Genomic DNA, 16630 nt, shown 5'->3' with positions numbered 1-16630 from the left:
GAAAATTAACCATGAGCGGCCCAGATTGCTGCGGCAATTGAGCCGTACGGAACCTCTCCGACCGGCGCGGGAGTGCCGATGTCGAAAAGTTCTGCCCAATACTCGCACTACTCCCAGCATCACCCTCACGACCACGGGCGGCCCTTCAACCGCCGTCCTGTCAGCTCCGCCACCGCTATACCCCTGCCCGCCGCCGACGACGCCTACACCATCGTGCATCACGGCAAGCAGGTCCGCCTCGGGCCCGTGGTGTTCTGGATCGTGGTCGGGACCGTCGTGCTGCTCGGGCTGTGGTCGGCGGCGACCGCCACCTATTTCGCCTTCCGCGACGACGTGCTGACGCGGCTGATCGCCCGCCAGGCCGAGATGCAATATGCCTATGAGGATCGCATCGCCGAGCTCAGGGCCAAGGTCGATCGCACCACGAGCCGGCAGCTGCTCGACCAGGAGCAGTTCGACCAGAAGCTCGACCAGATCATGAAGCGCCAGACCGCGCTCGAGTCGCGCGCAACGGCGCTCGGCGCCATGCCCGACGTGACCGGATCGATCCCGCGCGCGACACCGCAGCGCGGCGACGCCACCCCTCCTCAGGGCACACCGAAACCCTCGCCGATCAGCGACACCGTGATTTTCGTGGCGCCGCCGGATCGCGAGGCGCGGCTTGAATCCCGCACACCAGTGATCACCAGCCCGCAGCTGAACCAGTTCGCCAAGGTTCAGGGTTTTGACAACGTCCTGGTGCGTTTGCAGACTTCGCTTGACCAGGTCGAGAGACGCCAGATCGCCGCGCTCAGCGCCGTCGAGGACAGCATGGAATCGCGCGCGCGTCGGATGCGCGGCGTGGTCAGTGATCTTGGCCTGAACCTCGCCGATCTCGAAGCCGCCGTGCCGCGGACCGCGATGGGCGGGCCTTTTGTACCCGTCAAACTCACCGCGAATGCCGGTCCGTTCGAGAAGCAGCTTAATCGTATCAACGTCACGCGCGCCGAGGTGGATCGGCTCAACCGCACGCTGGCGCTGGTGCCCTATCGCAAGCCGGTCATCGGCGAGGTCGAGTTCACCTCAGGCTTCGGCGTGCGCAGCGATCCGTTCCTCGGCCGGCCGGCGATGCACACCGGCCTCGACTTCCGCGCCGCGACCGGCGATCCCGTCCGCGTCACCGCCAACGGCAAGGTGGTGTCGGCCGGATGGTCAGGTGGCTACGGCCGCATGGTCGAGGTCGACCACGGCAACGGGCTCTCGACCCGCTACGGCCACCTCTCGGAGATCAACGTCAAGGTCGGCGAGATCGTGAAGATCGGCCAGGTTGTCGGACTGGTCGGATCGACCGGCCGCTCCACTGGCCCGCATCTGCACTACGAAACCCGCATCGACGGCGAAGCGGTCGACCCGCAGAAATTCCTGCGCGCCGGCGTGCGCCTCAGCGCGGGCTAATCCGCGACAAGCAGAGTGTTCAACGGCGACGAGCATGCGGCTCGTCGCTTTTTATTTAACGCCTGCCGCCACCCATCCCGCCGCCGGGACCACCGAAGCCGCCACCGCCGGGCCCCATGGGACCGCCGGGTGAGCCAAGGCCGCCGGGACCGGACGGACCGCCCGGGCCGGATGGCCCGGAGCCGGGAGCTGAACCGGGGCTCGAACCAGGCGCGGGCCCACCACCAGGTGGTGCGCCGGGCTGGCCGCTCGGCGAACCAGGCGTGCCGCTTCCCGGATGCAGGATCGAGCCACCCGGCGAATGGCCGCCAAAGCCAGGCGGGCTGCCCGGCCCCTGCAGCGACGATCCCGGGAACTGCGTGACGGCCTGCACCGATTCGACCTGCAAGCCACGCGCGGGATCGAATATGCCGTTCAGCACCACCCGCGCCTCGCCTGCGCTCGGCGCAAAGCGCGAGCCGTCATGGGCGATGAGGCCGGAGCCAAGCTGGAGGTTGGCGCCCTCGCGCTGCACATAGGCTTCGACCGACAATCTCGTCGCGCCGGCAAGATCCTGGAAATTGTCGACCCTCGCGTGCGCGACCTGGAGCATGCCCTGGCTCGCGCTGCCCTCGACTTGAACGCGCTGGCCGACCAGCGCGACATCGGCACCCTTCAGCCGCAGGCCGCCGATATGCAGCCCGTCCGGACCGCGCTCGAGCAGACCGGAAACCCGCGCGGTGGCTTTGCGACGCTGCTCGACGAGGCTTGCGACGATCGTGCCGTCGGTGCGGCGCAGCCCGAACACGGCGACATGCGTGCCGACGCGGCGCCAGCTCTCCTGGCCGCTCGCCACCACCTTCTGGCCGAGCACGGTGATCTCGTTGCCCTTCACCGCTTCGATCGGGCCTGCAACCTCGCTGGCGATGTTGATGCTGCGCGTCGCCAGCGTGCCGTCGGCCTGCCGGACGGCGACCACGCGCGCGAGCTGTCCGATGCGCAGGCTCTTGGTCGTAGCCTGCTCGCCGTCGATCCGCACCGGCACGTCGGCCGCGTAAGCGACGCGCTCGCCGTTGACGTAGATGCTGCCGAAGCGCTGGATCACGCCGACGATGCCGGTGCCGCCGATGCCCTGATCATCGCCGCGCGTAATTCCGGTGCCGCCGATGCCCTGGTCCGTGCCGCGCCTGGTTTGCGCCCAGGCGGCAGCCGTTCCGGCGAGCCAGAATCCCGTCAGCAGCAGGCGGCGGGAAATGCGCGGCGGCGTGGTCATGAGCGACCGCCCTCGCCGCTGCCGTCGCTCTCCTCCTCGACGTCCTCGCAATAAATGTAGATGCCGAAATTCCAGCGGGCATCGCCGCCCTTGTCCTTGGCGAGCGCGCGGTTCGCCTCGCGGTTGGCGGTCTTGAGCGCCTCCATCGCAAGCTCGCGCGAGCGCGCCTCGAGCCGTTTGGCAAGTTTTGGCGACAGGCCGTTGTAATGCACTGCGCGTTCGAGAAAGCGCGGCGCAGGCCCAGAGACGTTTTCGGCCGCCGCCGCGATATGGTCGTGCAGGTTACGGCCGAGATAGTGCCATTTGCTGTCGTCCTCGCCGCGCGGAACGAAGGCAGCCTCGACCAGCTCGATCGCGTCATCGCCGTTGATGGTGACGAGCCCGCGATCGAGCCATTCGTCGAGCACCGCGCGGGGACGGACGTCCTTGGTGACGGAGGCGACAAGTTGCTCGAACGAGGGAGCCGCGCCTTCGGCCGTGCGCGGCAGCGACAGCGGCTCGCCCTTCGCATCGGTGAATTCGGGCGCGGCAAGCCAGCGCGCGATCACCGCGCTGGTCAGCGACACCGCCGCCGGCGCCTCGTGCACGGGCGCACCGGCGCCGCGCAGCCGCGCCACTTCCTTGCGATGGATGCCCGTGAGCAGGCTGACGCGGCTGTCGGTCTGCTCCTTGCCCTCGAGCGCGAAATCGTGCTCAGCGACGTTGACGAACAGCTCGCGGAGCAATTGTGCCAGCGCCGGAAACGTCATGCCGCTGCGGATGCACAGGCGCACCAACGGGCGCAACAGCCGCGCGAGGGGCGCGTGCAGCTTTGCCGCGGCGTTCGGCTGTGGCGCAGCCGGCTTATCCGCCGCTTTGGACCCGGGCTTGGCATTCATGTCTGAATTGTAACGGCGCCTCGCGTGGGACACAATCCCACATTTTTCGTTTGCGCCGTTGACGTGGTAAATTTTCCCACATATAGGAGACGCAACTGAGGGCACGACTCGAAAGGGAAAGTTGACCCAATGCCTGACCGCCTGGTCTGCAATTCCAGCATGATTTCCGCACATCTCGGCCGACGCCGCCCTGACGCCGTCGAACCGATGCTGCCTGCGCTGCTGCGCGGCGCGATCTTCATCTCGACGCTCGCGGTGCCCTTCGTCGCCGCCCTCCTGGCCGGCTGAGCGGAGCGCGACGAACAGCATGACCCCTGTCAGCGAACCCACCCGCCCGTCGGTTCTTCATATCTTCAAGGTCTACTACCCCGACCTGTTCGGCGGCACGCTCACTGTGATCCGCGACATCTGCGCGAGCCTGAAGGACGCCTTCGCCTCCGCCGTGCTGGTCTGCTCGAAATCCGCCGAAGAACGCCGCGATATCGTCGTCGACGACGTGGCCGTGGAGCGCGTGCAGTCATTCGGCGACGTGCTCTCGCTGCCGGCTGCGCCGACTTATCCGTGGCGCCTGTGGCGCAAGATCGCGCAGCACGACCTGCTGGCGCTGCACGCCCCCTTCCCGCTTGCCGACCTCGTCTTCGCGTTCGGCCTTGCTCGCAAGCGGCCGCTGGTCGTGCATTGGCACGCCGACATCGTCACCCATGCCGGCCTGCGCTGGTTCATCGAACCCTTGATGCGCCGGACGCTGCGTCAGGCCGCCGCCATCATCGTCTCCGACCGCGTGCTGGTCGACACAACGCCGCTGCTGCGGGAATTCGCCGACAAGTGCCACGTCGTGCCATTCGGCATCGACACCACGAAGTATGACTGGCCGAGGATCGAGCCCGAGCACGTCAACGATCGCGGACGGCTCGTGCTCGCCTGCGGCCGGCTGGTTCCCTACAAGGGATTTGAGGTGCTGATCCGCGCCGCCCAGGGGTGGAATTTCGAGGTCTGGATCATCGGCGAAGGCACCGAGCGCGCGCCGCTCGAGCAACTGATCGCCGAGCTCGGTGTGGGCGACCGCGTCCGCCTGCTCGGCTCCGTACCCGATTGCGAGCGCGTCAAGCTGATGTGCATCGCCGACGTGTTCGCGATGCCGTCGGTGACCAACGCCGAGACGTTCGGGCTCGTCCAGCTCGAGGCGATGGCGGCAGGCCGGCCTGTCGTCAACACCGCGCTGGATACGGCCGTACCTCATGTTGCGCGTGACGGCATCGAGGCGATCACCGTGCCGCCCGGCGATGCCGCAGCGCTCGGCAACGCCATCGATTCCCTGATCCGCGATCCCGAACGCCGCCGCCGCATGGGCCTTGCCGCGCGAACGCGTGCGGCCACGCGCTATTCCGCCACGGCCTTCAAGAACGGTATGGAGACGGTATACGCCCAGGCATTGGCACAGGCCTCGGCCGCGAGCACAAGCTCGTCCGCCACGCCGGGCTGGCTCGAAATGATCCGGATCGCAGGCGCGCTGGCCTGGTCCGACATGCGCCATCGCTATGTGCGTTCGCTGCTCGGCCCGTTCTGGATGTCGCTCCAGATGGCGATCGTGGTCGCCGTGCTGGGCTCGGTGATCGGCCAGATGTCCAACGCCGGCGTGCTCGCGCGGCTGCCCATGCTCGCGCTGTCGATGACGGCCTGGACCTTCCTCAACAGCGTCGTGCTCGATGCCACCACGGCGCTCCAGGGCTCGGCTAGCCTGATCCGCGACCGCGCGCTGCCGCCGGTGATCTTCCTTCTGCAATGCACCTTCCGCCAGGCCCTGTTCGCGCTCCACAACGCCTGTGTGCCGCTGATCCTCTGGCTGGTGCTGACCCCGCGCGATCTCTCCCACGCGCTCGCCGCCCTGCCGGGGCTGCTGCTCTTCATCGCCTGCACCTTCGCGCTGAGCCTGGTGCTCGGCGCCATGGCGACGCGGTATCGCGACCTCAAGCCGATCATCGAATCCTCGCTGATGCTGGGCTTCCTCTCCTCACCCGTGATCTGGTCGTCGGAGATGATCAATCATCGCTCGACCATCATGCGGATCAATCCGCTGACGCACCTGTTCGCGGTGTGGCGCGAGCCTCTGGCGGGCGGTCACGTCGACACGATCAGCATCTTCTATGTGCTGGCGTGCCTTGCCGTGCTCATGCTCGCAAGCTGGCTGACGCTCGTGCACCTGCGCAAAGCGGCCTTCTGGATCTAGCGTCATGGCCTCGATCAACCTGCGTAACGTCAGTCTCGATTATCCCCTCTACGGTGCCTACGATTACTCGCTCAAGCGCCGCCTGCTCGGCCATCTCATCCGCGAGCAAGGCGGGATGCGGATCATTCGCGCCGTCGACAACATCACGATCGAGGCAGAGGCCGGCGCGCGGATCGGTCTTGCCGGACCGAACGGCTCGGGCAAGTCGACACTGCTCCGGCTCATTGCCGGGGTCTATCCGCCGAGCAGCGGCAACGTCGCGATCAAGGGCAACATCGTGCCCCTGCTCGGCCTCAATGCCGGCGTCAACCTGGACTTCGTGGCCGAGGACAATATCGCGCTGTTGCTGCGGATCTCCGGCCGCAAGCCGACCCGCGCCATCATCGACGAGATCTGGGCCTTCACTGAGCTCGAGGAGCGGATGCAGCGGCTGCCGCTCAGGATGTTCTCCTCGGGCATGCTGATGCGCGTCCTGTTTGCGACCGCGACCGCATTCCCGGCCGACATCCTGCTGCTCGACGAGTGGCTCAGTGTCGTCGACGAGAATTTCTCGGCCAAGGCGCAGGCCCGTCTGCTCAAACTGGTTTCGCAGGCCGCGATCGTCATCATCGCGTCCCATGACCAGCCGCTGCTGCGCCGAACCTGCTCCACCATCATCAACCTCGACCACGGGCGCGTCGCCTCGACGGTCGCCGTCGAGCCGCCCGCGGCCCATCCATTCGAGCTCCGCGAGATACGCGCATGAAGAAGAGCATTCTGGTCGTCTCCGAGGCGCTCGGCGAGCCCAACCACAAGCGCGGCATTTTCCACTTCAGCCGCGAATTGATCCGCTCGCTCGAAGCCGACGGCCACGCGCTGACCCTGCTCGTCGAGACCACGCGCCGCTATCGCAAGTTGCGCGCACGCGAGCGGCGTACCGGGCTGTTTCCGCGGCAATCGCGCAACATCGAGCTCCTGGCGCTGTACCGCTACCTCGACGAGGTCAACATGAGCGAGCCGATGATGCGCAGCCATGGCGGCCTGCGTCGCCTGCTCGGCTGGATCCGGCACCGGATCGACATGGCGACGTCGTGGGAATACGCGCTCTGCTTCCTGCGTGCGATCGGCCTGCGCGGGATGAGCACGCGATTGATCGAGAACAAGAGCGCCGCGCTCGAATACATTCCGCCAGATCTGCGTCATCTCGAGCTGTTCCGCGACTTCCAGCTCGAGGCCGGCTTCTACAGCTACCAGGACTCCTCGGCCCTCTTCCTGCTGCCGCCGCCACGGATCGATGCCCGAGATTACGACGTCATCCTGGTGGATACGCCGACCCGCGTGGCGATCAAGCGCAAGCCCGGCGCCAAGGTGATCTGCGTGGTCCACGACCTCTTGCCGCTCACCGATCTCAAGCTCAGCGACGTCGCAACGCGCCTGTTCCTGTCGCGCCTGCTGACGAGCTTGCGCCAGGCCGACGAGCTCGCCTTCGTCTCCAACTACAGCATGATGCGGTTCAGAGAGTTGCTGCCGCAATTTGCCCATCTGCCTGCGAGGGTCGTTTACCCCCGCACGCAGTTCGACGCTCCGGACGTCCTGCAACTGCCAGCCCCGACGGGGCGTCCGGGGCGGCCGAGCTTCGTCGTCATCGTCTCCAACGAGCCGCGCAAGAACGTCGCCACCGTGATCCGTGCCTTCCGCGGCATGCCGCAAGCCGACCTCGTCGTGATCGGCTATGCCGGCCTTGCCTCGCAGATGCGCAACCTGCCGCCCAATATCCGCTTTGCCGGCTATGTCGACGAGCATGAGAAAGCGACGCTGATCTCCGAGGCGCACGGCCTGATCATGCCGAGCTTCGCCGAAGGGTTCGGCGTGCCGATCATCGAGGCGCTCGCGGCGAACACGCCCGTTCTCTGCTCCGACATCGCGGTGTTTCGCGAGGTCGCGGGCGAGCTCGCCGACTATTTCGATCCTTTCTCGGCCGAGTCGATCCGCGCCTCCGTCACGCGCGTCATCGCGCGGCAGGAAGAATGCCGCCGCGACATCAGGGACCACCGCGGCGAGCTTGCCAAACGCTTCGGCTACCAGACCCAGGCCGCCGACTTCCTCGGCCAGTATCGGCCGGCCGAAAGCATGATGGCCGCGCAATAGGCGCTTCATCATGACCGTTGAAGCCGCCGACACGCGCGGCGTGCTTGCGCCCTCGCGCAGCACGGCAAGGCTGCAGCACGGTGCCGACCTGCTCGCCGCGATGATCGCGGCGTCGCTGCCATGGTCGACCTCGCTGCCCTCGATTTTCGTGGCGCTATGGCTGCTCGTCCTGGCGCCGACCATCGACTGGCGGGACTATGCAGGCTGCCTGAAGCAGCCGGCCTTCGCCTTGCCCTTCGCATTTCTGGGTCTTGCGCTCGCAGGCCTGCTCTGGTCCGACGCCGCCTGGGCCGACCGGCTGCACGCCATCAAGCCGGTGGCAAAGCTCATCATCATTCCGCCGCTGCTGTATCACGTCCGACGCTCGGAGCGCGGCACGTGGATCTTCGCTGCCTTTCTCGCCTCGTGCGTCTTGCTCGCGATCTTTTCCTGGATCGTGCTGTTCCACGCCGAGTGGAAGCTCACAGCGACCGCGTCCGCCGGCGTGCCGGTCAAGAATTACATCGACCAGAGCCAGGAATTCACCCTGTGCGCCTTTGCGCTGGCGCTGCCGACGCTGACGTTCTGGCGCGAGCGACGGCTGACCACGACATTGGGCTGCCTCGCGTTGATCCTGCTGTTCGTCACTAACATGCTGTTCGTCGCCTCGGCCCGCACCGCGCTACTCTGTATGCCCGCACTGCTCGCCTTGTTCGCCTGGCGGCATCTGGGCCGGCGCGCCGCCATGCTGCTGCTGGCCGGCGCCGTCGCGGCGAGTTTTCTCGCCTGGACGACATCGCCGTATCTGCGTCAGCGGATCACGGACATTGCCGTCGAATACAAGCATGGACACGAGGACATCAGCCACGCCTCCACCGCGCAGCGGCTGACCTATTGGCGCAAGGCGACCGCCTCCTTTGCCGAGGCGCCTCTGCTCGGTCACGGTACCGGCGCGATCAAGCGGCAGTTCGAGCGCGCCGCGGCGGGACAGGCCGGCCTCGAGGCCGAAGTGGTCAACAATCCCCACAACCAGACCCTCAACGTCGCCATGCAATGGGGATTGCTCGGCGTCGTCCTGCTCTATGCGATGTGGCTTGTCCATCTCTCGCTGTTTACGGGAGACGGCCTCGCGGCCTGGATCGGACTCGTCGTCGTCGTGCAGAACATGACGAGCTCGCTGCTGAACTCGCATCTGTTCGATTTTCATGCCGGCTGGATCTACGTGCTCGGCGTTGGCGTCGCCGGCGGCATGGCGCTAAAGACCGAACGTCGCTGAAGCGCTGCGCCATACCGCCAGCACGCGTCCGTCGATCACGAGCAATGCGCTGCCGATGACCATCGCCCCCGCGATCTCGCGCAGCGAGACCGCCTCGCCCAAAACGAGCCAGCCAAGAAGAATGGCAGTCACTGGAATGAGCAGCGTCACCAGCATGACATTGGTTGCGCCCGAACGTCGAAGGATCTGGAAGAAAACGATATAGGCGAACGCCGTCGACAGCCCAGCGAGGCCAAGCACGGCAAGCCAGGTCGTTACATCAGGCATTGGAAGTCGCCATGGCTGTTCGATGGCGCCGGCGACAATTGCCATCATGACTGTCGAAGCCAGCAGTTGAAAGGTTGCCGTCCCGAGCGGCGGCGAATCCTTCAGCAATCGGCGTGCCGCCAGTGCCGCGAGGCCATAGCTGAAGGCGCCGCCGAGGCAGAGGAAAATGCCGAGGCCCTGCCCCGTCCTCGCCTCGACGCCCCATCCCCTCAGGATGACCACGCCGACGAGCCCCAAGGCAACGCCGGCCACGCGCCGCATCTGCAACGTCTCTTCGCCCGCCATCGCCATCACGATTACCGTGAACAGCGGTGTGGTGGCGTTCAGGATCGATGCGAGGCCGCTCGGAATGAAGGTCTGGCCGATCACAATCAGGGAGAACGGGACGATGTTGTTGAGCAGTCCGATCGCGAAGAACGTCCGCCAGCCTGCAACGCCCTTGGGAAAGGCGATCTTCTGGGTGCGCAGCAGCGGCAGCAGAATGGCCGCGCCGAGCGCGACTCGCAGCAACACCAGCGTCAAAGGCGGCAATTCTCGCAGCGCAGCGCCATTGAAGAAGAACGAGCCGCCCCAGAGGACTGAGAGCACAGAGAGCAGCGACCAGTCTCGTGCGTCGATCCGGTTGTCATTGGGGGGCATGGCGTCTCACTTCGGCGATCAAACGGATCGCTTACTGTGGAGCCGCGGGTATTGCCACCCGATTTCCGATTGGGATGAGCGGGCCTATTTCGGCCGCGACACGAGCTCGATCATCTTGCCCTCGTCATCGTCGGGCATCACCGCCTTCGCCCTGGCGTAAGCCTCAACCGCAGCGTGGCCGACGAGCGGCTTGTCGGCGAGCAGGCTTTCGGCGAGCTTCACGGCGTAGTCCGCATCCTTGTGGCGCAGCGCTGACGTGAACGTCGCCCCGCTGAAATCACGCGCGACCATGCGCTTGGAGTGCCTCAGCACCTGCGGGCTTGCAGCGACGCCGGCCTGGATCGACTCCAGCACGAGCTTCATGTCGAGCCCGGCCTGCTCGGCGATCGCAAGACCTTCAGCGAGCCCTGCGATCTGGATCGCACCCATGAGGTTGTTGATGAGCTTGTAGACCGTACCCGAACCCACCGCGCCATAATGGCGGATGGTCGAGCCGATCGGCTCGAGGAACGGCCGGGCGCGTTCGAGATCGGCGGCGTCGGCACCGACCAGCAGCGTCAGCTTTCCCGCCGCCGCCGCATCCGGCAGGCCGGTCACGGGGCAATCGATATAGATGAGCCCCCGCCCGTTCAATTCGCGCGCCATTTCGCGTGCGTGATCATATGAGACCGTCGAGCACTCGATCGCGATGGTGCCGGCCTTTGCCGTCTTCGCGGCGCCGTTGAGACCAAGCCATACACTGCGCGAAGCTTCATCATCGGCGACCATGGTCACCACGGCGTCCGCATCGATCGCGGCGTCCTCGGGCGAGGTCGCCCAGCGCGCACCGCGCGCGATCAGGTCTTCCGCCTTGGCCTTGCTGCGATTCCAGAGCGACACGGTGAAACCGGCATCGAGATAGCGGCCGGCCATTCCGTGACCCATCCGTCCAAGCCCGATAAAGGCGACGCGCGGCATCAGTCGACGTCCTCGATCTCGCCGCTCGTGGTGCCGAAGGCGCGCTGGGCGAGCGTTGCGGCCATGAACTCGTCGAGATCGCCGCCGAGCACGCCCGAGGTGTCCGAGGTCTGCACGCCCGTGCGCAGATCCTTCACCATCTGGTAGGGCTGCAGCACGTAGGAGCGGATCTGGTGGCCCCAGCCGATATCGGTCTTGGCGGCCTGGTCGGCGGCGGCCTTTTCCTCGCGCTTCTTCAGCTCGATCTCGTAGAGCCGCGCGCGCAGCATGTCCCAGGCCTGCGCGCGGTTCTTGTGCTGGGAGCGGCCGGCCTGACAGACCACCGCGACACCTGTCGGGATATGCGTCAGCCGCACCGCGGATTCGGTCTTGTTGACATGCTGGCCGCCGGCACCGCCCGAACGCATGGTGTCCGTGCGGACGTCGGATTCCTTGATGTCGATCTTGATGCTGTCGTCGATGACCGGGAACACCTGCACGCTCGAGAACGAGGTGTGCCGCCGTGCATTGGAATCGAACGGCGAGATGCGCACCAGACGGTGCACTCCGGCTTCCGTCTTCAGCCAGCCATAGGCGTTATGGCCGGAAACCTGGATGGTCGCGGATTTGATGCCGGCCTCTTCGCCCTCGGACTCTTCGAGGTACTCGACCTTGAAGCCGTGGGTTTCGGCCCAGCGCGTGTACATGCGCAGCAGCATCTGCGCCCAGTCCTGGCTCTCGGTGCCGCCGGCGCCGGCGTGGACTTCAAGATAGGAATCGAAACGATCGGCCTCGCCCGAGAGCAGTGCCTCCAGCTCGCGCCGTGCGACTTCCTTTTTCAGGTTCTTGAGCGCAGCCTCAGCTTCGGCGACCACGCCCTCATCGCCCTCGGCCTCGCCGAGCTCGATCATGCCGACGTCGTCTTCGAGCTGCTGCTCGACCTTGCCGATGCCCGATAACGCATCCTCCAGCGAGGTGCGCTCCTGCATCAGCTTCTGGGCCTTCTGCGGATCGTTCCAGAGATTGGGATCTTCTGCGAGCTTATTCAGCTCAGCGAGGCGCGCCGTCGATTTCTCGACGTCAAAGATGCCTCCTCAGCAGCCCGACTGACTGCTTGATCTCTTCTACCAACCGTTCGATTTCGGCGCGCATGTCGTTCTCTGGTCTCGCGGAATTGTTCCCGCGTATGAATGAAATGGGGATGTAACGGCGGCGGCTGCAAAGCGCAACCGCCGGAGCTTTGGATCGCCAGCTTTATCCTGAGCCCTCTGAGCCCTAGTACAACCCGCCGGTACCGGGCCGCATGAAGAAGCCGGAATCGGGCGGCGCCTGCTGCGGCACGCCGCCGCGGCCATCGGCATCGGCAACGCCGATGACGGAGTAGTTATCCGGCGGCGCCGTGCCGGGCTTGAAGGCTTCCAGGATCGTGCCGCCGGTCTCGCCCGGGCCAGCGCGCATGCCGGTCTTGGCGACGACGCGGATCAGCTTGATGCCGGCCGGAACCTTGAACGGAACTGCCGGCTTGTCGGCGAGCGCGAGCTTGAGGAAATCGCGCGCGATCGGCGCGGCCAAATGGCCGCCGGTCGCCGCATTGCCCTTACCCAGCGCGCGCGGCTTGTCGTAGCCCATATAGATGCCGACTGCGATATCCGGCGAGAAGCCGACGAACCAGGCATCCTTGGCCTCGTTGGTGGTGCCGGTCTTGCCGGCGATCGGCTTACCGACCTCCTTGACGACGGTCGCGGTACCGGCCTGGACGACGCCTTCCATCAACTCGGTGATCTGATAGGCCGTCATCGAGTCGAGCACCTGCTCGCGGCGGTCGACCAGCTGCGGCTCGTTCTGGTTTTTCCAGCCGCCCGGCGCATCGCAGCCGCGGCATTCGCGTTGGTCATGCTTGAAGATGGTGTGGCCGTAGCGGTCCTGGATGCGGTCGATCAGGGTCGGCTTCACGCGACGGCCGCCATTGGCGATCATGGAATAGGCCGTGACCATTCGCATCGCCGTCGTCTCGCCGGCGCCGAGCGCGAACGAGAGATAGTTCGGCAACTCGTCATAGACGCCGAAGCGACGCGCGTACTCGCCGATCAAGGGCATGCCGATATCCTGCGCCAAGCGCACCGTCACGGTGTTGAGCGAGAGCCGCAGCGCGTTGCGCAGCGTTACCGGCCCCTGGTACTTGCCGTTCGAGAAGTTTTCCGGCCGCCAGACGCCACCACCCTGCCCCTGGTCGATCTCGATCGGCGCGTCGACCACGACAGTCGACGGCGTATAGCCGTTATCAAGCGCGGCCGAATAGACGATCGGCTTGAAGGACGAGCCCGGCTGCCGATAGGCCTGCGTAGCGCGGTTGAACTGGCTCTGGTCGAACGAGAAGCCGCCGACCATCGCGAGCACGCGGCCGGTCCAGGGATCCATCGCCACCATCGCGCCCGAGACTTCGGGGATCTGGCGCAGCCGGTACTGACCTTCGACGGCTTGCCCCTCCTTGCTGTAGAGCGGATCGGCATAGATCACGTCGCCGGGCTGCAGCACCTGCGACACCGCGGTCGGCGCCTTGCCTTTCGCGGGACCCGAGGCCGCTCGCGCCCATTTTACGCCATCGAGCGTGACGATACCCGTCTCGCGCTGCTTGCTGACGGCGCCGCCGAGCTCGCGTGCCGGCTGAAAGCCCAGACGTGCCGACTGGTCGCTGGTCTCGAGCACCACCGCCATGCGCCAGGGCGAGATGTCGGAGAGCGACTTGATGTCGGCGAGCTTGACGCCCCAGTCGCCGGAAATGTCGAGCTTGCTGATCGCACCGCGATAGCCCTGCTGCTCGTCATAGTTCACGAGGCCCGTGACCATGGCCTTGCGGGCCATGACCTGGATCTTCGGATCGAGCGTCGTGCGCACCGAAAGGCCGCCCTCATAGAGCTTCTTCTCGCCGTAGCGCTCGAAGATGTCGCGGCGGACTTCCTCGGCGAAATATTCGCCGGCGAAGGTGTGGGCGCCGTTGGAGCGGTTGGTGACCGCCAGCGGCTCCTTGCGCGCCTTCTCGGCGTCAGCCTGCTTTATCCAGCCGTTTTCCTGCAGACGGTCGATCACGTAGTTGCGGCGCTCGATGGCGCGGTCACGGTTGCGCACCGGATGCAGCGTCGCCGGCATCTTGGGCAGCGCCGCCAGATAGGCCGCTTCGGCGACCGTCAGCTCGTTCACCGACTTGTCGAAATAGACGAGCGAGGCCGCGGCAATGCCGTAGGCGCCGAGGCCGAGATAGATTTCGTTCAGATACAGCTCGAGGATCTTGTCCTTGGAGTAGGTCTTCTCGATCCGCATCGCCAGCAAGGCTTCCTTGATTTTGCGGGCGAACGACACTTCGTTCGTCAGAAGGAAGTTCTTGGCGACCTGCTGAGTGATCGTGGAGGCACCCTGCGGACGGCGGTTGGAGCCGTAGTTCTGCAAGTAGACCAGTCCGGCGCGCGCCATGCCGGTGTAGTCGATGCCACCATGCTCGTAGAAATTCTTGTCCTCGGCGGCGAGGAAGGCGTTGATCACGAGCTTCGGCACGGCCTGGATCGGCAAATAGAGCCGGCGCTCCTTGGCGTATTCGCCGACCAACGAGCCGTCGACCGCGTGCACGCGGGTCATCACCGGCGGTTCATAATCCTGAAGCTGAGAGTAGTCGGGCAAGTCCTTGGAGAAATGCCAGATCAGGCCAGCCATGGCCCCGACGCCCACCAGGAACACCACGGTTCCCGCAGCGAACAGGAAGCCCATGAACCGTATCAGCAAGCGCATTATCTGTTTATCCGTTCAAACCTTGAACAACCCATGGATATCCATGGAACGATTCTCGGCGCCGGCAAAAGGGCGCCTTCCTCAAGTCGCGAATTCACCGGCGTGCCAGATTACACCACTCAAGAGCTTCGCTGGGCCTCTAGCCCTAACACGCTTGCCGCGGGGGTTGTCGATTCCTGCCCCCCATCCGCAGATTTTATAGAGCGCCCGCTGTGGCCAAACTAGGGCTTTGCGGGACCAGCCAAAACTCGCTTTTCAATTGGCCTGTCCGGCGGTCGCGAGCCGCTTGGCCAAAAAGGCGTCGATGGCCTGGGCCATTGACGCCACAGTCCGGGAACGCCAGCTCTCCGAGACCAGATGCTCGAGGTCCCCCTTGTTGGAGACGTAGCCCAGTTCGACCAGCACCGAGGGCACGTCGGGCGCCTTCAGCACCCGGAACCCCGCCGATTTCAGGGGGTGCTTGTGCATCCGCACCGTGGTCTTCATCTCGCCCATCAAGAGGCGGGCGAAACGGTTTGAAAAGGTGCGGGTTTCCCGCTGGGCGAGGTCGATCAGGATGTCCGCGACGTCGGCCGGCTCATCGGACAGATTGACCCCACCGATGGCGTCGGCCTTGTTTTCGGCTTCCGCCAGCCGCTCGGCTTGCGCGTCGGAGGCCTTGTCCGACAGCGTGTAGATGGTGGCGCCCTGGGCGTCGCCCTCCCCACGCGGCAGCGCGTCGGCGTGGATCGAGACAAACAGCGCGGCATTGATGGAGCGGGCGACTTTGACGCGGTCGTTGAGCGGGATGAAGGTGTCGTCATCCCGGGTCATGACTACGCGGTACTTGCCGGTCTTCTCCAGCCGGTCGCGCAGCGCGAGGCCAAAGGCCAGCACCAGATTCTTTTCACTCTCGCCGCTCGACTGCGTGCCGTTGTCGATGCCGCCATGGCCGGGATCGATCACCACCACGGGACGTGAATCCGTCGGCGCTGCGGGCTTTTGTTGGGAAGGCTCAGGCGCCGCTGGCGCCGGAGGAGCATCGGTTGTCGCAGGGTGCAGAGCGGCCCGGCTTTCCGGCGCCACCGACTGCACGAAAGCAGCGCGATCGACTTCCTCCAGCTCCAGCACCAGCCGGGCCGGCTGGCCGTTGGCGGCCTCGAGCACGTAGGAATTGGCGATCTTGGCAGGGCCCGCGAGGTCGAGCACGATTCGCGAGCCGCCTGGCATCACGAGGCCATAGCGGAACGCCTTGACCAGCCCGCGCCCGGCTGCCCCGGTGCCGGCAGGAAGCTGGAAATTGATCTGGGGAACATCGACCACCACCCGATACGGGTCCGCCAGGGTGAAGGCCCGGAACGTGATGGTCTGGTCGAGATCGAGAATAAGGCGGGTCTGGCTGGTGTCCCCGGCCAGGCGCGCCGCCGAGACAATCGGGAAATTCGACGCCGAAACGGCAGCTTGCGGCTGGCTTTCCGCAGCCGCGACAGGCCTAGAATCAGAGCACGGCAATGCTGCGGCGCACAGCAGCGCACATCCCAGCAAAATCAGATGATTTGCGCGGCTCGCCACCGATTCCGTGCCTCCGAGCAGCTCTTCTAACGCAATAGAGCCACAGGGTGAATCAGTCCTTAATGACGCAATGACCAAATCTCGCCAAGTGTGACCGGCGCGCGACGCTCGCGCCACGCTCCCTTGCACCAAGGTCGCATTCCTCGTATGTACGAACTGCTGACGGCCAATATTTCCGGTTGTGTCGCTCTCAGCCTCACGGTGCAGCGCCGGAACTCTCAAGATTTGAGGATTCCAGCGTTTTCCCCCCTCCTTCACGGCCAGCGCTGCGCGCGGCAGCGAGG

The 16630-nt window shown here is 65.6% G+C and carries 13 protein-coding genes; 6 read left to right on the top strand and 7 right to left on the bottom strand.

Features of this window, described 5'->3' with window-relative positions:
• The first annotated feature begins 78 nt into the window (after positions 1-78).
• Positions 79-1434 (top strand): M23 family metallopeptidase, encoded by a 1356-nt coding sequence (locus YUU_RS0123335; RefSeq protein WP_027524583.1) that lies wholly within the window; start codon positions 79-81, stop codon positions 1432-1434.
• A gap of 55 nt (positions 1435-1489) precedes the next feature.
• Here the strand turns inward: YUU_RS0123335 and YUU_RS0123330 are convergent, their stop codons facing one another.
• Together YUU_RS0123330 and YUU_RS0123325 are read right to left on the bottom strand one after the other, a co-directional pair.
• Positions 1490-2686 (bottom strand): DUF5666 domain-containing protein, encoded by a 1197-nt coding sequence (locus tag YUU_RS0123330; protein WP_027524582.1) that lies wholly within the window; start codon positions 2684-2686, stop codon positions 1490-1492.
• Positions 2683-3564 (bottom strand): DUF6502 family protein, encoded by an 882-nt coding sequence (locus YUU_RS0123325; protein ID WP_027524581.1) that lies wholly within the window; start codon positions 3562-3564, stop codon positions 2683-2685. The genes YUU_RS0123330 and YUU_RS0123325 overlap by 4 nt, the downstream gene beginning before the upstream one ends.
• Before the next feature lie 129 nt (positions 3565-3693).
• Here YUU_RS0123325 and YUU_RS60325 point away from each other — a divergent pair, with 129 nt between their 5' ends.
• From YUU_RS60325 to YUU_RS51445, 5 genes are read left to right on the top strand one after another with little or no spacing between them, the layout of a single operon-like run.
• Positions 3694-3852 carry a hypothetical protein gene (locus YUU_RS60325; RefSeq protein WP_198031807.1) on the top strand — a complete coding sequence of 53 codons (159 nt, stop codon included), beginning with the start codon at positions 3694-3696 and terminating at the stop codon, positions 3850-3852.
• Between the two features lie 19 nt (positions 3853-3871).
• A complete protein-coding gene (locus tag YUU_RS0123315; protein ID WP_027524580.1) occupies positions 3872-5791 on the top strand; it encodes a glycosyltransferase in 1920 nt (639 codons plus the stop codon).
• Positions 5792-5795: 4 nt separating this feature from the next.
• Positions 5796-6536, top strand: coding sequence for an ABC transporter ATP-binding protein (locus YUU_RS0123310; protein ID WP_027524579.1), 741 nt, complete (start codon positions 5796-5798; stop codon positions 6534-6536).
• On the top strand, positions 6533-7918 hold the full coding sequence (locus YUU_RS0123305; protein ID WP_027524578.1) for a glycosyltransferase family 1 protein: 1386 nt from the start codon (positions 6533-6535) through the stop codon (positions 7916-7918). The genes YUU_RS0123310 and YUU_RS0123305 overlap by 4 nt, the downstream gene beginning before the upstream one ends.
• 10 nt (positions 7919-7928) lie before the next feature.
• Entirely contained in the window at positions 7929-9173 is a 1245-nt protein-coding gene (locus YUU_RS51445) for an O-antigen ligase (protein ID WP_051389850.1), read from the top strand.
• Here the strand turns inward: YUU_RS51445 and YUU_RS0123295 are convergent.
• The 5 genes from YUU_RS0123295 to YUU_RS0123275 all read right to left on the bottom strand — a co-directional run bounded on the left by YUU_RS0123295 (position 9153) and on the right by YUU_RS0123275 (position 16346).
• Complete coding sequence (locus tag YUU_RS0123295) at positions 9153-10079, bottom strand: DMT family transporter (RefSeq protein WP_027524577.1); 927 nt, start codon at positions 10077-10079, stop codon at positions 9153-9155. The genes YUU_RS51445 and YUU_RS0123295 overlap by 21 nt on opposite strands.
• Before the next feature lie 84 nt (positions 10080-10163).
• The gene (locus YUU_RS0123290) at positions 10164-11036 is read right to left on the bottom strand and encodes an NAD(P)-dependent oxidoreductase (RefSeq protein WP_027524576.1); all 873 of its coding nucleotides are present in this window, start codon (positions 11034-11036) and stop codon (positions 10164-10166) included.
• Positions 11036-12167, bottom strand: a protein-coding gene (gene prfB, locus YUU_RS0123285; RefSeq protein ID WP_156944459.1) for a peptide chain release factor 2 whose coding sequence is annotated in 2 segments (ribosomal slippage) — positions 11036-12097 and positions 12099-12167 — 1131 coding nt in all. Because the reading frame shifts where the segments join, the coding sequence is not laid out codon by codon here. The genes YUU_RS0123290 and prfB overlap by 1 nt, the downstream gene beginning before the upstream one ends.
• Positions 12168-12290: 123 nt before the next feature.
• Positions 12291-14795, bottom strand: a complete 2505-nt coding sequence (locus tag YUU_RS0123280) for a penicillin-binding protein 1A (RefSeq protein ID WP_027524574.1) — start codon at positions 14793-14795, stop codon at positions 12291-12293.
• A 255-nt stretch (positions 14796-15050) separates the two neighbouring features.
• Positions 15051-16346 (bottom strand): N-acetylmuramoyl-L-alanine amidase, encoded by a 1296-nt coding sequence (locus YUU_RS0123275; protein WP_027524573.1) that lies wholly within the window; start codon positions 16344-16346, stop codon positions 15051-15053.
• Positions 16347-16630: the final 284 nt, after the last annotated feature.

It is taken from the genome of Bradyrhizobium sp. Ec3.3 (genome assembly GCF_000472925.1).
GTDB lineage: Bacteria > Pseudomonadota > Alphaproteobacteria > Rhizobiales > Xanthobacteraceae > Bradyrhizobium.
The sequence above is the reverse complement of the archived record's forward strand: the minus strand, read 5'-3'. Positions and strand labels throughout refer to the sequence as shown.

Bases quoted from the DNA above. Each gene is read 5' to 3' on its own strand.
- YUU_RS0123335 (WP_027524583.1), top strand. From the start codon at position 79: ATGTCGAAAAGTTCTGCCCAATACTCGCACTACTCCCAGCATCACCCT.
- YUU_RS0123330 (WP_027524582.1), bottom strand. From the start codon at position 2,686: ATGACCACGCCGCCGCGCATTTCCCGCCGCCTGCTGCTGACGGGATTC.
- YUU_RS0123325 (WP_027524581.1), bottom strand. From the start codon at position 3,564: ATGAATGCCAAGCCCGGGTCCAAAGCGGCGGATAAGCCGGCTGCGCCA.
- YUU_RS60325 (WP_198031807.1), top strand. From the start codon at position 3,694: ATGCCTGACCGCCTGGTCTGCAATTCCAGCATGATTTCCGCACATCTC.
- YUU_RS0123315 (WP_027524580.1), top strand. From the start codon at position 3,872: ATGACCCCTGTCAGCGAACCCACCCGCCCGTCGGTTCTTCATATCTTC.
- YUU_RS0123310 (WP_027524579.1), top strand. From the start codon at position 5,796: ATGGCCTCGATCAACCTGCGTAACGTCAGTCTCGATTATCCCCTCTAC.
- YUU_RS0123305 (WP_027524578.1), top strand. From the start codon at position 6,533: ATGAAGAAGAGCATTCTGGTCGTCTCCGAGGCGCTCGGCGAGCCCAAC.
- YUU_RS51445 (WP_051389850.1), top strand. From the start codon at position 7,929: ATGACCGTTGAAGCCGCCGACACGCGCGGCGTGCTTGCGCCCTCGCGC.
- YUU_RS0123295 (WP_027524577.1), bottom strand. From the start codon at position 10,079: ATGCCCCCCAATGACAACCGGATCGACGCACGAGACTGGTCGCTGCTC.
- YUU_RS0123290 (WP_027524576.1), bottom strand. From the start codon at position 11,036: ATGCCGCGCGTCGCCTTTATCGGGCTTGGACGGATGGGTCACGGAATG.
- YUU_RS0123280 (WP_027524574.1), bottom strand. From the start codon at position 14,795: ATGCGCTTGCTGATACGGTTCATGGGCTTCCTGTTCGCTGCGGGAACC.